A 15,261-nucleotide genomic window follows, 5' to 3' on the forward strand; every position below is an offset into this window, starting at 1 on the left:
ATCCGAAACCTCTTGCGTAAATAAAAGGAAAAAAATCCGTGTCTGTAGGCATTCTTGGCACTAAACTAGGCATGACTCAAGTGTTTGACGACCAAGGGAGAGCAATCCCTGTCACCGTCATACAAGCAGGGCCTTGTACAGTAACTCAAATCAAAACAAAACAAACTGACGGCTACGGTGCCGTTCAACTTGGATACAACGAAGTCAAACCAAAGGCTCTCAACAAGCCAGAACTAGGACACCTTGCCAAGTCGGGGGCGAATCCACTGCGCCACTTGCAGGAATACCGCTTGGAAGACACCAGTTCATTTGAATTAGGTCAACAACTAAAAGCAGATACCTTTACACCGGGACAAATAGTAGATGTCATCGGTACCAGCATCGGTAAAGGTTTTGCAGGTTTTCAAAAGCGCCACAACTTTAAACGAGGCCCCATGTCTCACGGTTCCAAGAACCACCGCGAGCCTGGATCGATCGGACCTGGAACTACTCCCGGTCGCGTTTATCCCGGGAAAAGAATGGCGGGACGCATGGGCAACGTTCAAGTCACCGTCCGCAAACTAACAATTGTCCGGGTGGATACAGAGCAGAATTTGCTGCTAATTAAGGGAGCAGTTCCCGGCAAAGCTGGCGCCTTAGTCAATGTTGTGCCTGAGAAAAAAGTAGGACGTTAGTCAGTAGTCATTAGTCAGTAGTCAGCAGTCAGTAGATAGTGGTTGGCCATTAGTAGCAAGCAATAACTAAGAACTCAAAGCTGAAAACTAAGAGCTGAAAACTAAGACCTGAGAACAGACAACAGACGACAGACAACAGACAACAGACAACTAACAACAGACAACTAACAACAGACAAAGGACAAAAGATATGGTTAATTGTGTAGTCCGAAATTGGCAAGGCGAAGAAGTTGGGGAAACAACTTTAGAACTGCGCGTAGCCAAAGAAGAAAATGCTTCTCACATCGTTCACAGAGCATTGACGCGGCAACTGAATAACGCCCGTCAAGGAAATGCTTGTACCAAAACTCGATCGGAAGTCAGAGGCGGTGGCCGTAAACCCTGGCGTCAAAAAGGCACGGGTCGAGCCAGAGCAGGTTCAATCCGTTCTCCGCTGTGGCGGGGCGGCGGTGTCATCTTCGGACCAAAACCGAGAGACTTTGAAGTCAAAATGAACAAAAAGGAACGCCGTCTCGCTTTGCGGACAGCATTCCAAAGTCGCACCGAAGACATCATTGTGGTTGAAGAATTTGCAGAGCAATTTCCGAGACCCAAAAGCAAAGAATTGCTGAGTGCGATATCCCGCTGGGGCATCGAACCCGATACAAAAGTTCTGTTAATCTTGCCAGAACCGCAACCAAACGTCTACTTATCAGGACGCAATATCGAATTAGTAAACGTCATCTTGGCAACTTCCCTGAATGTTTACGACGTTCTCGCGGCTGACAAAATTATCGTCACATCTACAGCCATAGCTAAAATTCAGGAGATTTACGGTGAGTAAAATCGACCCCCGCGACTACGCAGATTTGATCCAGCGTCCGATTCTCACCGAGAAAGCTACCCGAATGATGGAATTAAATCAATTCACATTCGACGTAGCCCCCAAAGCGACGAAGCCTCAAATCAAAGCTGCAATCGAAGAACTATTTAAGGTTAAAGTCATCGGCGTCAACACCCAAAACCCGCCGCGCAAAAAGCGTCGAGTTGGCAAATTCGTCGGCTTTAAACCTTGTTACAAGCGAGCAACCGTAACTCTGACCGACGGAGACTCGATCCGCAAACTCCTATTCCCAGAAGTTTAGCCAATTTTGGATTTTAGATTTTAGATTTTAGATTGCGGTTAACTGGTGAAAATACCAAACCCAGAAAGCTAGCAAGTTAACTGATAATCGCAAATCTAAAATCCAAAACCGCCAAGTCCTTGCATCCCAAATCTAAAATCTAAAATCTAAAATCGATTATGGGCATCCGTTCTTACCGACCTTATACCTCCAGCACCCGGGAACAGACCGTCTCGGACTTCGCTGAAATTACCAGATCAGAACCAGAAAAGTCTCTAACCAGCAACAAGCACACCAAACAAGGCCGCAACAACCGAGGCGTCATCACCTGTCGCCACCGGGGAGGCGGTCACAAACGGCTGTATAGAGACATCGACTTCCGCCGCGACAAACACAGCATTCCCGCTACCGTCAAGGCGATCGAATATGACCCCAATCGCAACGCCCGCATCGCCCTCCTGTTCTACAAAGACGGCGAAAAACGGTACATCCTGCACCCGCTTAACTTAAACGTCGGTACAGTAATTGTCTCAGGCCCAGACGCGCCGATCGAAATCGGCAACGCCCTCCCCCTGAAGAACATTCCCCTCGGTACGAGCATCCACAACGTCGAGCTAGTACCCGGAAAAGGTGGACAAATCGTTCGCTCCGCCGGCTCCAGCGCTCAGCTAATGGCAAAAGAAGGTAGCTACGTTACCCTCAAACTGCCATCCGGTGAACAGCGCAAAGTCCGCGCCGACTGCTACGCCACTATCGGTCAAGTCGGCAACACAGACGCCAGAAACCTCAGCCTCGGCAAAGCAGGTCGCACCCGCTGGAAAGGTCGCAGACCCACCGTTCGCGGTAGCGTCATGAACCCGGTAGACCACCCGCACGGCGGTGGCGAAGGCAGAGCTCCCATCGGACGTCCGGGGCCTGTCACTCCTTGGGGTAAACCAGCATTGGGTGCAAAAACCCGACGCAAAAACAAACGCAGCGACGCTTTAATCGTCCGCCGCCGCCGCAAATCTTCCAAGCGTGGCAAGGGCGGCAGACAAAGTTAGTCATCAGTCAGCAGTCTTCAGTCTGCCGTTGTTAACTGCTAACTAATGGCTGAGGACTGCTGACTGCTGAATGCTGAATGTTGACTCATGACTCCTGAATCACTAAAAAAATCATGTCTCGATCGCTAAAAAAAGGCCCGTTTGTCGCAGATGCTCTGATGACAAAAATCGAAAAACTCAACGCCGCAGGCCAAAAACAAGTAATTAAAACTTGGTCGCGCTCTTCCACAATCCTGCCCCAAATGGTAGGTCACACGATCGCCGTTCACAACGGCAGACAGCACGTACCCGTCTACCTGACAGACCAAATGGTAGGTCACAAACTCGGAGAATTTTCCCCCACTCGTACCTTTAGAGGTCACGCTAAAAGTGGTGATAAAAAGGCAAAAAGATAGCCGAATTAGGTGATAGGTAATAGGTAGTAGGCTCAACTTTTTCCCAATTACCAATTACCTTTTTCCCAATTACCAATTACCAATTACCCAAATCGAAATGGTTATAGATACCACATCCGAAATTAAGGCGATCGCCCGTTATATCCGGACATCCCCCTTCAAAGTGCGCCGAGTCCTCGACCAAATTCGCGGCAAAAGCTACCAAGAAGCGCTGATTTTACTCGAATTCATGCCCTACCGCGCCTGCGAACCAATCGTCAAAGTTTTGCGATCGGCAGTAGCCAACGCAGAACACAACGCAGGATTGGATAAATCCAAGCTAGTAGTTTCTCAAGCTTACGCAGACCAAGGCCCAGTCCTCAAACGCTTTAGACCCCGCGCTCAAGGTCGCGCCTACCAAATCCGCAAGCCAACCTGTCACATTACCGTAGTAGTAGCTCCGCTCGTAGAAAACTAAACCAGGGAAAAACGTAATAGGTAATAAACAGCTTAAAGTTGAAAAAAATTGGTAATCACCAATTACCAATTACCATTTACCAATTACCAAATACCAATTAACTCATCAACTATTATGGGCCAAAAAATACATCCAATTGGTTTTCGCCTCGGCATTACCCAAGAGCACCGCTCTCGCTGGTTTGCTGATCCCAAAAACTATCCAGAACTCTTGCAAGAAGACTATAAAATTCGCAAGTACGTTCGTAAAACCCTCAGCAATGCGGGCATTTCCTCGGTCAAAATTGAGCGGAAAGCCGATCAAATCGACCTAGAAGTGTTCACCGCCAGACCAGGCGTTGTCGTAGGTCGCGGCGGAGCAGGCATCGAAACCTTGCGCGTCGGTTTGCAGCAGCAACTCGGTAGTAACCGCCAAATCCGCATCAACGTCGTCGAAGTCCAGCGAGTAGACGCCGATGCCACACTGATCGCGGAATACATTGCTCAGCAACTAGAACGGCGCGTATCCTTCCGCCGAGTCGTCCGCCAAGCAATCACCCGCGCTCAAAAAGTCGGCATCCAAGGCATCAAAATTCAAGTCAGCGGACGCCTCAATGGCGCAGAAATCGCGCGTACCGAATGGACGCGGGAAGGAAGAGTCCCGTTGCACACGCTGCGGGCCGACATCGACTACTCCTACTGCACTGCTCAAACCATCTACGGTATTCTTGGCATTAAAGTTTGGGTTTTCAAAGGCGAAATTATTCCCGGACAGGAACAGGAGGCTGCACCAAATGCAGCAGTGCCCCGCACCAAACAAAAGCGCCGCCGCCAGAACTTTGAAGATAGATCGAACGAAGGCTAGCTAATTGTTAACTGTTAGTTGTCATTTGTTAAGTGTGAGTTGTTCCAAACCAATTAGCAATTAGCAATCACCAATTACCAATTACCAATTACCAATTACCCAACTCCCAAAGCCATGTTAAGCCCTAAAAGAACCAAATTTCGCAAACAACAGCGCGGGCGAATGAGCGGTATTGCCACCCGCGGCAACACAGTTAGCTTTGGCGACTTCGCGCTACAAGCTGTCGAACCCGCCTGGATCACTTCCCGCCAAATAGAAGCCGGACGCCGAGCCATGACCCGCTATATCCGCCGGGGCGGCAAAATCTGGATTCGCATTTTTCCCGACAAACCAGTCACCCAGCGTGCTGCAGAAACCCGGATGGGTTCTGGTAAAGGCGCACCAGAGTTTTGGGTTGCCGTCGTCAAACCCGGCCGGGTAATGTTTGAAATTGGTGGCGTAACTGAAGAAATTGCCCGCGAAGCAATGCGTTTGGCATCTTTCAAATTACCAATTAAAACCAAGTTCATCAGTCGCGAAGAAGACCAGTCATAGGTAAGAGCGAAGGTAGAATTAGGTGGGTATTAGTCAGGATTTTAAACGGCTACAGCAATTTAAAATCTGGTCTTCATAACTGTTCTTTCCTTCGACCTTCACCCTAAGAGACAATTCTGTCTTCTGTCATACCGCTCGCTAACGAGAAAGCACACAATTATGTCTTTGACCAAGATTAAAGAAGCTAGAGAATTAAGCGATGCTGCAGTAGCAGAGCAAATTTTAGCCGTCAAGCGCCAACTAATGGAATTGCGGCTCCAGCAAGCTACCGGCCGCATGGAAAAGCCTCACCTGTTCAAGCACGCCAAACACCGGCTAGCTCAATTGATGACAGTTGAACGCGAGCGCCAAATCGTTGCTGAGAAAGAAGCTGCAGAAAAATTAGCGGCATCTAAACAGCTAGCACAGCCTGCTCCAACCGCAGCAGTCAGCCAAGAGTCAGAAGCAGCCGAGCCGACGATCGCACAGTAGCTAAAAAAAAGTCAATTGCACAACAAAAATAGGTAGCTATGGCAATTAAAGAACGAGTTGGCGTAGTAGTCAGCGACAAGATGGATAAAACCGTCGTGGTAGCAATCGAAAACCGCTCCTCCCACACCAAATACGGCAAAATCGTAGTCCGCACCAAGCGGTACAAGGCTCACGACGAAGAAAATCAGTGCAAATCGGGCGATCGCGTCCGCATCACTGAAACTCGCCCACTGAGCAAAACCAAACGTTGGACGGTTGCTGAGATTTTCGGGACGAAAAACGGCTAACAGTTAATTGCGACATCGCGCTCGCCCCATCGAAAATTAACAATCAACTAGCAGTCAACAGTCAACAGTCAACAGTTAACAGTCAACAGTTAACACTCAACAATCACCATGATTCAACCCCAGACATACCTCAATGTCGCCGACAATAGCGGAGCCCGCAAACTGATGTGCATCCGCGTATTGGGAGGCGGCAACCGTCGCTACGGCGGAGTCGGCGATGTCATCATTGCCGTCGTCAAAGACGCCATCCCCAATATGGCCGTCAAAAAATCAGATGTCGTCCGGGCCGTCATTGTCAGAACCCGCAAAGGCCTGCGCCGCGACAGTGGCATGAGCATTCGTTTTGACGATAACGCCGCCGTTATTATCAACGTAGACGGCAACCCCAAAGGCACTCGCGTCTTCGGCCCCGTCGCCCGCGAATTGCGCGACAAAAACTTTACTAAAATCGTTTCCTTAGCCCCGGAGGTACTTTAAAATGTACGGAAAAAAGGGTAAACCAACTAGCGAATCGCAGCGCTACCGAATGCACGTCAAAGCAGGCGACACCGTGCAAATAATTACTGGCAAAGAGAAAGGAAAAGTCGGAGAAATCTTAAAGACATATCCTAAAGTCAGCAAAGTAATTGTTAAAGGTGTAAACATCAGAACCAAGCACGTCAAGCCCCAGCAAGAGGGAGAGTCCGGGAAAATACTCACGTTTGAGGCTCCCATTCACAGCTCAAATGTCATGCACTATTCCGAAAAAGAGAAAATAGCTAGCCGCGTTTGCTATACATTTAGCGAAGACGGTCGGAAACTGCGACAGCTCAAAAAAACTGGAGAAATCATCGATCAATAGTGATTGGTTATCAGTCATTAGTCATTAGTCCGCCTTCTGACAAGTGAGTTTTCAACTAATAACAAACATCGGTGAGACTGACAAGCGACAAATTCCCTGACCAAGCCCAGGGACAGTTAACGAAACACAAAAACTATGCCGGACAAACTCAAGGTTCTTTATCAAGGAAAAATCGTTCCCACACTGATGGATCAGTTTAAATATACTAATATCCATCAGGTTCCCAAACTCGTCAAAGTCACAGTGAACCGCGGTTTGGGAGAAGCATCTCAAAACGCTAAGGCACTGGATTCGTCGATCAACGAAATTGGCATCATCACCGGGCAAAAACCGGTGGTGACGCGGGCGAAAAAAGCGATCGCAGGCTTCAAAATCCGCAAAGGAGTACCCGTCGGCGTTATGGTGACGCTGCGCGGCGATCGGATGTACGATTTTCTCGATCGGCTGATCAACCTCGCACTCCCCCGCATCCGCGACTTCCGCGGCATCAGCCCCAAAAGCTTCGACGGGCGCGGCAACTACAGCTTGGGTCTGAGAGAACAGCTAATTTTTCCAGAAATAGAATATGACCGCATCGATCAAATTCGAGGCATGGACATTTCAATTATCACCACAGCAAACACCGACGAAGAAGGACGCGCCTTGCTTAAAGAAATGGGAATGCCGTTCCGGGACAACTAAGCACTAGAGTAAGAAGCAAAAGATGGCAGCTAACGATACCATAGCAGATATGTTGACGCGCATTCGCAATTCTTGCATGGCGCGTCACCAAACAACGCAAATTCCAGCTACAAAAATGACCCGCAGCATCGCCCAAGTCCTCAAAAGTGAAGGCTTTATCGGCGAATTTGAAGAAGCAGAAGCAGAAGGGATCAACCGACATTTAGTGCTTTCTCTAAAGTACAAAGGTAAAACTCGCAAGCCCATTATCACGGCACTTAAGCGAGTCAGCAAACCAGGACTGCGCGTTTACTCGAACCGTAAAGAATTGCCCAGAGTGTTAGGCGGAATTGGCATAGCCATTATTTCCACCTCCAGCGGCATTATGACCGATAGAGAAGCTCGACGCCAAGGTTTGGGCGGTGAAGTGCTTTGTTATGTTTGGTAGTCATTAGTCATTAGTCATTAGTCGCTGGTCGTTGGCAACAGACTCCAAAATCAATCACTAAGGACTAATAACTAAAGACTAATAATCAAGGACTAATAACTAAAAACAAAGGACAAAAAAGTATGTCGCGAATTGGCAAGCGTCCGATTAGCATTCCCAATAAAGTCACCATCACCCTAGACGGTCAAAAAGTAGCCGTCAAAGGCCCTAAAGGTGAACTTTCCCGAGTTATCCCAGCCGAAATCGTCATGGGGCTCGAAGGCGAGACTTTACTCGTTACCCGCCGAGACGAATCTCGCGTCGCCAGACAACTGCACGGCTTGTGCCGCACCCTAGTCGCCAATATGGTCGAAGGTGTATCCCAAGGTTTTCAGCGGCGCCTCGAAATTATCGGCACAGGTTATCGGGCACAGGTTCAAGGACGGAACCTGATTTTAAACGTCGGTTACAGCAAACCCGTTGAAATGCCCCCTCCAGAAGGCATCACAATGGCAGTTGAAGGCAACACCAACGTCATTGTCTCCGGCATTGACAAAGAACTCGTAGGCAATACAGCAGCCCGCATCCGCGCGGTGCGTCCGCCCGAAGTCTATAAGGGCAAAGGCATTCGCTACAGCGGCGAAGTGGTCCGGCGCAAAGCTGGTAAAACAGGCAAAACAGGTAAGAAGTAACAATGAAGCTTACTCGCAAAGAATCAGTCCAGCGCAGACACCGCCGTGTTCGGCGCAAGGTGTTCGGCACCTCCGAACGTCCCAGACTAGCGGTATTTCGATCAGAGCAGCACATCTACGCTCAAGTAATCGACGACACCGCCCAGCACACTTTGGCCGCCGCGTCAACCCTCGATCCCGAATTGAAGTCAACTCTCAGTTCTGGCGGCAACTGCTCCGCGAGCGTGCAAGTCGGTCAGTTGATTGCCAAACGCTGTTCCAGCGCTGGCATAGTCAAAGTCGTATTCGATCGGGGGGGCAACCTCTATCACGGTCGTGTTAAAGCCCTCGCAGAAGCAGCTCGCGAAGCGGGGTTAGACTTCTAGAGGGGGTAATGGGTAGCGGGTAATGAGTAATTAAAAAGTAAAAAGTCAAAAGTTGAAAGTTAAAAGGCAAAATCCAGATTTCTTCTATTTTTACTTTTTACTCAAACAATTACCACTTACCGATCGCCTTTCACCAATTACTAATTCCCACAGGACAAAACTATGGCAGAACAAAAAGAACAGCGCAACAAGAAAAAAAGCAGCAATAATAAAACGCGCGAAAAAGAATCCGAATGGCAAGAGCGGGTCGTTCAGATCCGGCGCGTTACTAAAGTAGTTAAAGGCGGTAAAAAACTTAGCTTCCGCGCCATAGTCATTATCGGCAACGAACGCGGTCAAGTTGGAGTAGGAGTCGGCAAAGCTAGCGACGTAATCGGTGCCGTTAAAAAAGGCGTCGCTGACGGCAAAAAGCACCTAATTGAAGTCCCCCTCACCAAATCTAACTCCATCCCTCACCCCATCAACGGTGACGGTGGCGGAGCTAAAGTGATGATGCGGCCGGCCGCTCCGGGAACCGGGGTAATTGCAGGGGGAGCAGTGCGAACTGTTCTCGAACTAGCAGGAGTCCGCAATATCTTAGCCAAACAGCTAGGTTCTGGAAATCCCTTAAACAACGCCCGAGCCGCAGTCAACGCCCTCTCGACCCTCCGCACCTTGTCCGAAGTTGCTCAAGAGCGCGGAATTCCAGTAGAAAACCTCTACGGTTAGGGCACGCGAGAATGGGAAACTGTAAGTTTTGAGTGTTAAGTGCTTGCGTTGAGAAAAAAAATCTGAAACTCAAAACTCACGCACTCAAAACTACTCGGCACCCGCTCTCTAAATACCAATTACCAATTACCAATTACTAAAACTATGAGATTGCAAGACGCCCGACCCAAAGCAGGCTCCCAAAAGCGCCCCCGACGCTTGGGCAGAGGTATTTCTGCCGGTCAAGGCGCGAGCTCCGGCAAAGGGATGCGCGGTCAAAAATCTAGAGCCGGTAGCGGCACTAGACCCGGTTTTGAAGGTGGTCAAAATCCTCTTTACCGCCGCCTGCCCAAGCTGAAAAGCTTCCCTTTAGTGAACCGCAAAGAGTACACTACCATTAATGTAAGTAAATTAGCATCCCTGCCAGCAAACACAGAAGTTACTCTCACCTCTTTGATTCAAGCAAAAATTGTCACCACAGACGACGGGCCGCTGAAAATCTTAGGAGATGGCGAACTAAATGTGCCTCTGCAAGTGCGCGCCTCGGCTTTTACCGCAGGTGCTCGCACCAAAATTGAAGCCGCCGGCGGAAGTTGCGAATTAGTTGCGTGAAGATTTGAGGTTTGAGAGTATGTCCAAATCTCAAATCCTCAACCTTGCTATCAGAAAATGATTTAGTCGAAAATCCCAAATCTAAAATCCAAAATCGTAACTATGGACGTTAGTAGAGAGAAAGCGCCAACTGCACAAGAGACATTCATGCAGATGGCTCAAGCTGCTGGTTTGCGAGGCCGCATACTCGTAACCATTGGCTTATTGATTTTAGTGCGCCTGGGTGTCCACTTGCCAGTCCCCGGTATCGATCGAGTCGCCTTTGCCCAAAACGTCGAAAATAGCCCTTTAATTGGCTTTTTGGATTTGTTCTCAGGAGGTGGCTTGTCAGCTTTGGGGATTTTCGCGCTGGGGATTTTGCCCTACATTAATGCTTCAATTATTGTGCAACTTCTAACTGCGGCTCTGCCAAGTTTAGAAGACTTGCAGAAAAATGAAGGGGAAGCAGGGCGGCGCAAGATTTCTCAAATTACTCGCTATGTTTCTTTGGGATGGGCAATTCTGCAAAGTGTTGGCATTGCGATTTGGGTCAGCCCTTTTGCTCAAGCTCCGGCGCCTTTATTCATAGCACAAACTGCTTTGGCCCTGACGGCAGGGTCGATGTTTGTCATGTGGGTGTCGGAATTGGTGACGGAGCGCGGCATCGGGAACGGAGCTTCGCTGCTGATATTTATCAACATTGTGTCGGTTTTGCCGCGTTCTTTGGGACAAACTTTTGAATTGGCTCAAAGTGGGGACACGCAAGTTGTCGGCCGTGTAGTCGTTCTGCTGCTGGTCTTTTTGGTGACGATTGTCGGGATTGTTTTTGTTCAGGAAGGTACTCGCCGCATTCCGATTATTTCGGCCCGCCGCCAAGTTGGCCGCAAAGTTTATCGGGAGAGCCGGAGCTATCTGCCCCTGCGCTTGAATCAAGGCGGAGTGATGCCGATTATTTTTGCATCTTCGGTGTTGATTGTGCCTTCTTTCCTCGCTCAGTCTCTCAATAACCCGTTTTTGGTTCAAGTTGCTAATGTTTTGAGTCCGAACGGGCCGGCGCCTTGGGCTTACGCGCTGTTTTATCTGACTTTGATTCTGTTCTTCAGCTATTTCTACGCTTCGTTGATTGTCAACCCCGTAGATATGTCTCAGAACTTGAAGAAAATGGGCGCCAGCATTCCTGGAATTCGTCCGGGTCAGAAAACCAGCGATTATGTGGAGAAGGTTTTGAACCGTTTGACTTTCTTGGGAGCGATATTTCTCGGTCTGGTGGCTATTGTACCAACTGCTGTAGAAAGCGCGATCGGAGTGCAAACTTTTAGAGGTTTTGGCGCAACTTCCCTACTGATTTTAGTAGGTGTCGCGATCGAAACTGCTAAGCAAATTCAAACTTACGTCATCTCCCAGCGATATGAAGGAATGGTGAAGTAATCGCAATGCACTTGATTTTTATGGGTCCTCCAGGGGCAGGAAAGGGAACTCAGGCTCAGCTTTTAGCAGCTCTCTGGAAAATACCCCACATTTCTACCGGTGACATCCTGCGCGCCTGCGTAGTTGCCAAAACTGACTTGGGTCAAAAAGCACAATCTTACATGGATAAGGGAGAGTTGGTTCCTGACGAGTTATTGATGGATATCGTGCAAGAACGCATGAATCAACCAGATGCTACTGCTGGCTGGATTCTGGATGGCTTTCCCCGCACAGTCCCACAGGCAGCGTTTTTTGACAAACTGCTCTGCGATGTTGGCGGTGGGGGAAGTTCGTCGGGAAAGGACTGCGATCTCAGAGCTGTCAATTTGGACGTTCCTGACAATATTTTGGTGGCTCGCCTGTTGTCGCGAGGTCGCCAGGATGACAATGAGGAAACGATCCGCCGCCGATTGCAAGTTTATCGCGAGCAAACTGAACCTTTAATTGAGTTTTACAGAAACCGCGAACAGTTAGTTGTGGTTGATGGCGATCGAGCGATGGAATTAGTCACCGCAGAACTGCAACAAGCTCTCTCGGGCGACTCTTGAACCCTCTCAATACAGCTTGTTACTCACAAGCTTTTGCTAAGATATGTTAACTAGGAGCTTTTTGTGCTATCAGGTTTTGTGAGGGTTGCTAGTTTCCGGATTGAACTCGATACTAATTGCCACAACTTTACTCAAGTAAAGCTAAAGCGAGCGGTTGGTTGAGTCAAGAAGTCGATCGAGTCGCCCGAATTCTTGCCCCCGTTCCGGTTTGACGCCTACCAGTAAATAGGTTTTGAGGCTGCGCAGCGGGACACTCCTAGTTAATCAAATGTAGAGTTGAGGTAAATACCAAATTGTCTAAGCAAGATTTAATTGAAATGGAAGGGACAGTGACGGAATCCCTGCCGAATGCGATGTTTCGCGTTGATCTAGATAATGGGTTTAACGTGCTGGCTCACATTTCCGGCAAGATCCGCCGCAACTACATCAAAATTCTGCCTGGCGATCGCGTCAAAGTCGAATTGACTCCCTACGACTTGACCAAAGGCAGGATTACTTATCGCCTTCGGAAAAAATAGGCTTAGATAAAACTTTCTAAAAACTAATTCTAAGTTTAATTAGAGAGAATTTGGTAAAAAGAGTCAAATTTATGCTATAATGCTACGTTTGTAGTGTTGCCGAGAAGGGCGTCAACAACCCACCGGTGTACCGGGTTAAGTCATTGCTACGCCGTAAAAGTATCGCTCGCCAACACTCTGGCGCAGGCGAACTTTACCCCAGCAATGGGAGTGGGTGCAAGCGGGCTCCTTCATGAAACAACCCGCACTTTATACAATTTAATCGAGGAGAGGCCTACACCTTGCCCAGCCTCTCCTCCCACCGCTCTACGGGCAGTCCCAGCGTGCCTGCTCTCCGGTAGAGCGGGGTTCTCCAGGCAGGAAGAAAGATGAAAGTTCGAGCATCTGTCAAAAAAATTTGTGAGAAATGTCGCGTCATCCGCCGTCGCGGTCGAGTGATGGTGATATGCACTAACCCGAAACACAAACAGCGCCAAGGTTAGAAAAAACGAAGATTGGGCAATGCACGCAGGTGCATCCTAATTTAACATTGTAGCCAAACAGGAAAACTAGGGAGAGAAAAAGTGTGGCACGGATTGCCGGGGTAGACCTTCCACGCGATAAGCGCGTCGAAATAGGTCTGACATACATTTACGGAATAGGCTTGTCGCGGGCCCAAAAAATTATCGCTGCAACAGGCGTAAATCCTGACACTCGCGTCAAGGATTTAACAGAGGCCGACGTGACAGCTCTGCGGGCTCATGTAGAAACCACATACCAAATCGAAGGAGACCTCCGGCGCTGGGAGTCAATGAACATCAAGCGCCTGATGGACATCGGAACTTATCGCGGTCGGCGTCACCGTTTGGGTCTGCCGGTGCGGGGACAACGAACCCGTACCAACGCCAGAACCCGTCGTGGCGTCCGCCGAACAGTTGCGGGAAAGAAAAAGGCACCTTCCAAGAAGTAACATCTTTTTTGGAAAAATACGCTGGGGGCTGCTGGCTCCTAGCGCTTCGGGACATTAGTTGAGAGAAACGTTAAAGAGACTAATATGGCGCGACAACAAACAGGCAAGAAATCTGGTGCAAAAAAGCAGAAACGGAATGTACCCAATGGGGTAGGCTACATCCAGTCTACCTTTAACAACACGATTGTAACTATTACCGACCTCAACGGCGAAGTGATATCCTGGGCATCGGCAGGTTCCAGCGGTTTTAAAGGAGCTAAGAAGGGAACTCCCTTTGCAGCTCAAACAGCAGCCGAAAGTGCTGCCCGCAGAGCCAACGACCAAGGAATGCGCCAAATAGAAGTAATGGTGAGCGGGCCTGGAGCAGGTAGAGAAACTGCAATCCGGGCGCTGCAAGGGGCGGGACTGGAAATCACCCTGATTAGAGATGTTACCCCAATTCCTCACAACGGCTGTCGCCCTCCCAAGCGGCGTAGAGTCTAAAACGATTTGAGATTTGAGATTTTAGATTTTGGATAATGGCTAACTGCTTAAAGTCAAAAATTAATGGTTCTAACTGTTGCCCCGTCCATCCAAAATCCGAAATCCATTCAGGGGTATGCTCTGCAATCTAAAATCCAAAATCAAAAATCCAAAGTGGAAAAGGGAGGTCACTCCGTGGCGCAGTTTCAAATTGAATGTATAGAGTCTAACACTGACAAAGACCGCAGTCAGTACGGAAAATTTGTCCTGGAACCGCTCGATCGCGGTCAGGGAACAACTGTTGGGAATGCGCTCAGGCGAGTTCTGCTTTCTAATTTGGAAGGAACAGCAGTAACTTCAGTCCGAATCGCGGGCGTCAATCACGAGTTTGCCACGATCGAAGGGGTACGTGAGGATGTTCTAGAAATTCTCCTGAACATGAAAGAGGTCGTCCTCAAAACTCATTCTCAGCAGCCGCAAATCGGCAGGTTGCGGATTGAGGGGCCTGTCACAGTTACGGCCGATCGCTTCGATTTGCCCTCAGAGGTCGAATTGATCGATCGATCCCAGTACATTGCAACTCTCTCGCCCGGCTCAGTTCTGGAAATGGAATTCAGAATTGAAAAAGGCATCGGATACCGAGCAGTAGACCGCAGTCGCGATGATGGGTCGGCTTTGGATTTTCTCCAAATTGACGCCATCTTTATGCCGATTCGCAGAGTCAACTACAGCGTTGAAGATGCTCGGGTAGGCGGCACTGTCGAGAAAGACCGGCTGATTATGGAAATCTGGACTGATGGCAGCGTGACTCCTCAAGAAGCTCTGAGTCAATCGGCCAACATCCTGGTAGATTTATTTGCACCTCTCAAAGACATCACCCAAGATTCTCTCAAACCAGAGTATCCAGGTGAGGCCGATCCTACGAGCCAAATTCCGATCGAAGAATTGCAGTTGTCCGTCCGGGCTTACAACTGTCTCAAGCGGGCTCAGATCAACTCAGTCGCAGACTTATTGGATTATACCCAAGAAGACTTGCTCGAGATCAAGAATTTCGGGCAGAAGTCCGCAGAAGAAGTGATTGAAGCTTTACAAAAACGCTTGGGCATTACCTTGCCACAGGAAAAATCAGCTAAAAGTTAATCAACGGGTAACGGGTAAAAAAGTTCTGAATTTTAAGTAGGTGAGTTTTTAAGTTAAAGAATTCACCGCTCAAAACTCGCGGACTATCCCGGCGCCCAATTACCAAT

Annotated in this window: 25 protein-coding genes; all 25 read left to right on the top strand. The window is 48.9% G+C overall.

Annotated features, from left to right (window positions below; translation table 11 throughout):
- Positions 1–38 precede the first annotated feature (38 nt).
- The 25 genes from D0A34_00220 (at position 39) to D0A34_00340 (ending at position 15,154) form a co-directional block, all read left to right on the top strand.
- Complete coding sequence (locus tag D0A34_00220; GenBank protein ID UNU17489.1) at positions 39–674, top strand: 50S ribosomal protein L3; 636 nt, start codon at positions 39–41, stop codon at positions 672–674.
- A gap of 190 nt (positions 675–864) precedes the next feature.
- A complete protein-coding gene (locus D0A34_00225; GenBank protein ID UNU17490.1) occupies positions 865–1,497 on the top strand; it encodes a 50S ribosomal protein L4 in 633 nt (210 codons plus the stop codon).
- Positions 1,490–1,798 (top strand): 50S ribosomal protein L23, encoded by a 309-nt coding sequence (locus tag D0A34_00230; protein ID UNU17491.1) that lies wholly within the window; start codon positions 1,490–1,492, stop codon positions 1,796–1,798. Before D0A34_00225 ends, D0A34_00230 begins: the two co-directional genes overlap by 8 nt.
- Before the next feature lie 158 nt (positions 1,799–1,956).
- Entirely contained in the window at positions 1,957–2,820 is an 864-nt protein-coding gene (gene rplB, locus D0A34_00235; GenBank protein ID UNU17492.1) for a 50S ribosomal protein L2, read from the top strand.
- A gap of 113 nt (positions 2,821–2,933) precedes the next feature.
- Positions 2,934–3,215 carry a 30S ribosomal protein S19 gene (locus tag D0A34_00240; GenBank protein ID UNU17493.1) on the top strand — a complete coding sequence of 94 codons (282 nt, stop codon included), beginning with the start codon at positions 2,934–2,936 and terminating at the stop codon, positions 3,213–3,215.
- Between the two features lie 97 nt (positions 3,216–3,312).
- Positions 3,313–3,672 carry a 50S ribosomal protein L22 gene (locus D0A34_00245; protein UNU17494.1) on the top strand — a complete coding sequence of 120 codons (360 nt, stop codon included), beginning with the start codon at positions 3,313–3,315 and terminating at the stop codon, positions 3,670–3,672.
- Positions 3,673–3,786: 114 nt separating this feature from the next.
- A complete protein-coding gene (locus D0A34_00250) occupies positions 3,787–4,515 on the top strand; it encodes a 30S ribosomal protein S3 (protein UNU17495.1) in 729 nt (242 codons plus the stop codon).
- A 114-nt stretch (positions 4,516–4,629) separates the two neighbouring features.
- Positions 4,630–5,049 (top strand): 50S ribosomal protein L16, encoded by a 420-nt coding sequence (locus D0A34_00255; protein UNU17496.1) that lies wholly within the window; start codon positions 4,630–4,632, stop codon positions 5,047–5,049.
- 159 nt (positions 5,050–5,208) lie between these two features.
- Complete coding sequence (locus D0A34_00260; protein UNU17497.1) at positions 5,209–5,520, top strand: 50S ribosomal protein L29; 312 nt, start codon at positions 5,209–5,211, stop codon at positions 5,518–5,520.
- Positions 5,521–5,558: 38 nt separating this feature from the next.
- The gene (locus D0A34_00265; GenBank protein UNU17498.1) at positions 5,559–5,807 is read left to right on the top strand and encodes a 30S ribosomal protein S17; all 249 of its coding nucleotides are present in this window, start codon (positions 5,559–5,561) and stop codon (positions 5,805–5,807) included.
- Between the two features lie 108 nt (positions 5,808–5,915).
- The gene (locus D0A34_00270; GenBank protein ID UNU17499.1) at positions 5,916–6,284 is read left to right on the top strand and encodes a 50S ribosomal protein L14; all 369 of its coding nucleotides are present in this window, start codon (positions 5,916–5,918) and stop codon (positions 6,282–6,284) included.
- Between the two features lies 1 nt (position 6,285).
- Positions 6,286–6,648, top strand: coding sequence for a 50S ribosomal protein L24 (locus tag D0A34_00275; protein ID UNU17500.1), 363 nt, complete (start codon positions 6,286–6,288; stop codon positions 6,646–6,648).
- Between the two features lie 135 nt (positions 6,649–6,783).
- The gene (locus D0A34_00280; GenBank protein UNU17501.1) at positions 6,784–7,329 is read left to right on the top strand and encodes a 50S ribosomal protein L5; all 546 of its coding nucleotides are present in this window, start codon (positions 6,784–6,786) and stop codon (positions 7,327–7,329) included.
- Between the two features lie 22 nt (positions 7,330–7,351).
- Positions 7,352–7,756 carry a 30S ribosomal protein S8 gene (locus tag D0A34_00285; GenBank protein UNU17502.1) on the top strand — a complete coding sequence of 135 codons (405 nt, stop codon included), beginning with the start codon at positions 7,352–7,354 and terminating at the stop codon, positions 7,754–7,756.
- A gap of 122 nt (positions 7,757–7,878) precedes the next feature.
- The gene (locus D0A34_00290) at positions 7,879–8,427 is read left to right on the top strand and encodes a 50S ribosomal protein L6 (protein UNU17503.1); all 549 of its coding nucleotides are present in this window, start codon (positions 7,879–7,881) and stop codon (positions 8,425–8,427) included.
- Positions 8,428–8,429: 2 nt separating this feature from the next.
- A complete protein-coding gene (locus D0A34_00295; protein UNU17504.1) occupies positions 8,430–8,792 on the top strand; it encodes a 50S ribosomal protein L18 in 363 nt (120 codons plus the stop codon).
- A gap of 162 nt (positions 8,793–8,954) precedes the next feature.
- Positions 8,955–9,500, top strand: coding sequence for a 30S ribosomal protein S5 (rpsE, locus tag D0A34_00300; protein UNU17505.1), 546 nt, complete (start codon positions 8,955–8,957; stop codon positions 9,498–9,500).
- 144 nt (positions 9,501–9,644) lie between these two features.
- Positions 9,645–10,091 carry a 50S ribosomal protein L15 gene (locus D0A34_00305; GenBank protein ID UNU17506.1) on the top strand — a complete coding sequence of 149 codons (447 nt, stop codon included), beginning with the start codon at positions 9,645–9,647 and terminating at the stop codon, positions 10,089–10,091.
- 102 nt (positions 10,092–10,193) lie between these two features.
- Positions 10,194–11,498, top strand: coding sequence for a preprotein translocase subunit SecY (secY, locus tag D0A34_00310; protein ID UNU17507.1), 1,305 nt, complete (start codon positions 10,194–10,196; stop codon positions 11,496–11,498).
- 5 nt (positions 11,499–11,503) lie between these two features.
- Positions 11,504–12,085 carry an adenylate kinase gene (locus D0A34_00315; protein ID UNU17508.1) on the top strand — a complete coding sequence of 194 codons (582 nt, stop codon included), beginning with the start codon at positions 11,504–11,506 and terminating at the stop codon, positions 12,083–12,085.
- Positions 12,086–12,378: 293 nt separating this feature from the next.
- A complete protein-coding gene (gene infA / locus D0A34_00320) occupies positions 12,379–12,603 on the top strand; it encodes a translation initiation factor IF-1 (protein ID UNU17509.1) in 225 nt (74 codons plus the stop codon).
- 368 nt (positions 12,604–12,971) lie between these two features.
- A complete protein-coding gene (locus D0A34_00325; GenBank protein UNU17510.1) occupies positions 12,972–13,085 on the top strand; it encodes a 50S ribosomal protein L36 in 114 nt (37 codons plus the stop codon).
- Between the two features lie 83 nt (positions 13,086–13,168).
- Positions 13,169–13,552 carry a 30S ribosomal protein S13 gene (locus D0A34_00330; protein ID UNU17511.1) on the top strand — a complete coding sequence of 128 codons (384 nt, stop codon included), beginning with the start codon at positions 13,169–13,171 and terminating at the stop codon, positions 13,550–13,552.
- An 84-nt stretch (positions 13,553–13,636) separates the two neighbouring features.
- Positions 13,637–14,035: a 30S ribosomal protein S11 gene (locus tag D0A34_00335; GenBank protein ID UNU17512.1), complete on the top strand. Its 399-nt coding sequence runs from the start codon at positions 13,637–13,639 to the stop codon at positions 14,033–14,035.
- Positions 14,036–14,098: 63 nt separating this feature from the next.
- The gene (locus tag D0A34_00340; GenBank protein ID UNU17513.1) at positions 14,099–15,154 is read left to right on the top strand and encodes a DNA-directed RNA polymerase subunit alpha; all 1,056 of its coding nucleotides are present in this window, start codon (positions 14,099–14,101) and stop codon (positions 15,152–15,154) included.
- Positions 15,155–15,261: the final 107 nt, after the last annotated feature.

It is taken from the genome of Microcoleus vaginatus PCC 9802, assembly GCA_022701275.1.
Lineage (GTDB): Bacteria > Cyanobacteriota > Cyanobacteriia > Cyanobacteriales > Microcoleaceae > Microcoleus > Microcoleus vaginatus_A.

What these genes read in the sequence shown, in the direction of transcription:
- D0A34_00225 (UNU17490.1), top strand. Translation starts at nt 865, where the DNA reads ATGGTTAATTGTGTAGTCCGAAATTGGCAAGGCGAAGAAGTTGGGGAA.
- rplB (UNU17492.1), top strand. Translation starts at nt 1,957, where the DNA reads ATGGGCATCCGTTCTTACCGACCTTATACCTCCAGCACCCGGGAACAG.
- D0A34_00240 (UNU17493.1), top strand. Translation starts at nt 2,934, where the DNA reads ATGTCTCGATCGCTAAAAAAAGGCCCGTTTGTCGCAGATGCTCTGATG.
- D0A34_00245 (UNU17494.1), top strand. Translation starts at nt 3,313, where the DNA reads ATGGTTATAGATACCACATCCGAAATTAAGGCGATCGCCCGTTATATC.
- D0A34_00250 (UNU17495.1), top strand. Translation starts at nt 3,787, where the DNA reads ATGGGCCAAAAAATACATCCAATTGGTTTTCGCCTCGGCATTACCCAA.
- D0A34_00255 (UNU17496.1), top strand. Translation starts at nt 4,630, where the DNA reads ATGTTAAGCCCTAAAAGAACCAAATTTCGCAAACAACAGCGCGGGCGA.
- D0A34_00260 (UNU17497.1), top strand. Translation starts at nt 5,209, where the DNA reads ATGTCTTTGACCAAGATTAAAGAAGCTAGAGAATTAAGCGATGCTGCA.
- D0A34_00265 (UNU17498.1), top strand. Translation starts at nt 5,559, where the DNA reads ATGGCAATTAAAGAACGAGTTGGCGTAGTAGTCAGCGACAAGATGGAT.
- D0A34_00270 (UNU17499.1), top strand. Translation starts at nt 5,916, where the DNA reads ATGATTCAACCCCAGACATACCTCAATGTCGCCGACAATAGCGGAGCC.
- D0A34_00275 (UNU17500.1), top strand. Translation starts at nt 6,286, where the DNA reads ATGTACGGAAAAAAGGGTAAACCAACTAGCGAATCGCAGCGCTACCGA.
- D0A34_00280 (UNU17501.1), top strand. Translation starts at nt 6,784, where the DNA reads ATGCCGGACAAACTCAAGGTTCTTTATCAAGGAAAAATCGTTCCCACA.
- D0A34_00285 (UNU17502.1), top strand. Translation starts at nt 7,352, where the DNA reads ATGGCAGCTAACGATACCATAGCAGATATGTTGACGCGCATTCGCAAT.
- D0A34_00290 (UNU17503.1), top strand. Translation starts at nt 7,879, where the DNA reads ATGTCGCGAATTGGCAAGCGTCCGATTAGCATTCCCAATAAAGTCACC.
- D0A34_00295 (UNU17504.1), top strand. Translation starts at nt 8,430, where the DNA reads ATGAAGCTTACTCGCAAAGAATCAGTCCAGCGCAGACACCGCCGTGTT.
- rpsE (UNU17505.1), top strand. Translation starts at nt 8,955, where the DNA reads ATGGCAGAACAAAAAGAACAGCGCAACAAGAAAAAAAGCAGCAATAAT.
- D0A34_00305 (UNU17506.1), top strand. Translation starts at nt 9,645, where the DNA reads ATGAGATTGCAAGACGCCCGACCCAAAGCAGGCTCCCAAAAGCGCCCC.
- secY (UNU17507.1), top strand. Translation starts at nt 10,194, where the DNA reads ATGGACGTTAGTAGAGAGAAAGCGCCAACTGCACAAGAGACATTCATG.
- D0A34_00315 (UNU17508.1), top strand. Translation starts at nt 11,504, where the DNA reads ATGCACTTGATTTTTATGGGTCCTCCAGGGGCAGGAAAGGGAACTCAG.
- D0A34_00325 (UNU17510.1), top strand. Translation starts at nt 12,972, where the DNA reads ATGAAAGTTCGAGCATCTGTCAAAAAAATTTGTGAGAAATGTCGCGTC.
- D0A34_00335 (UNU17512.1), top strand. Translation starts at nt 13,637, where the DNA reads ATGGCGCGACAACAAACAGGCAAGAAATCTGGTGCAAAAAAGCAGAAA.
- D0A34_00340 (UNU17513.1), top strand. Translation starts at nt 14,099, where the DNA reads ATGGTTCTAACTGTTGCCCCGTCCATCCAAAATCCGAAATCCATTCAG.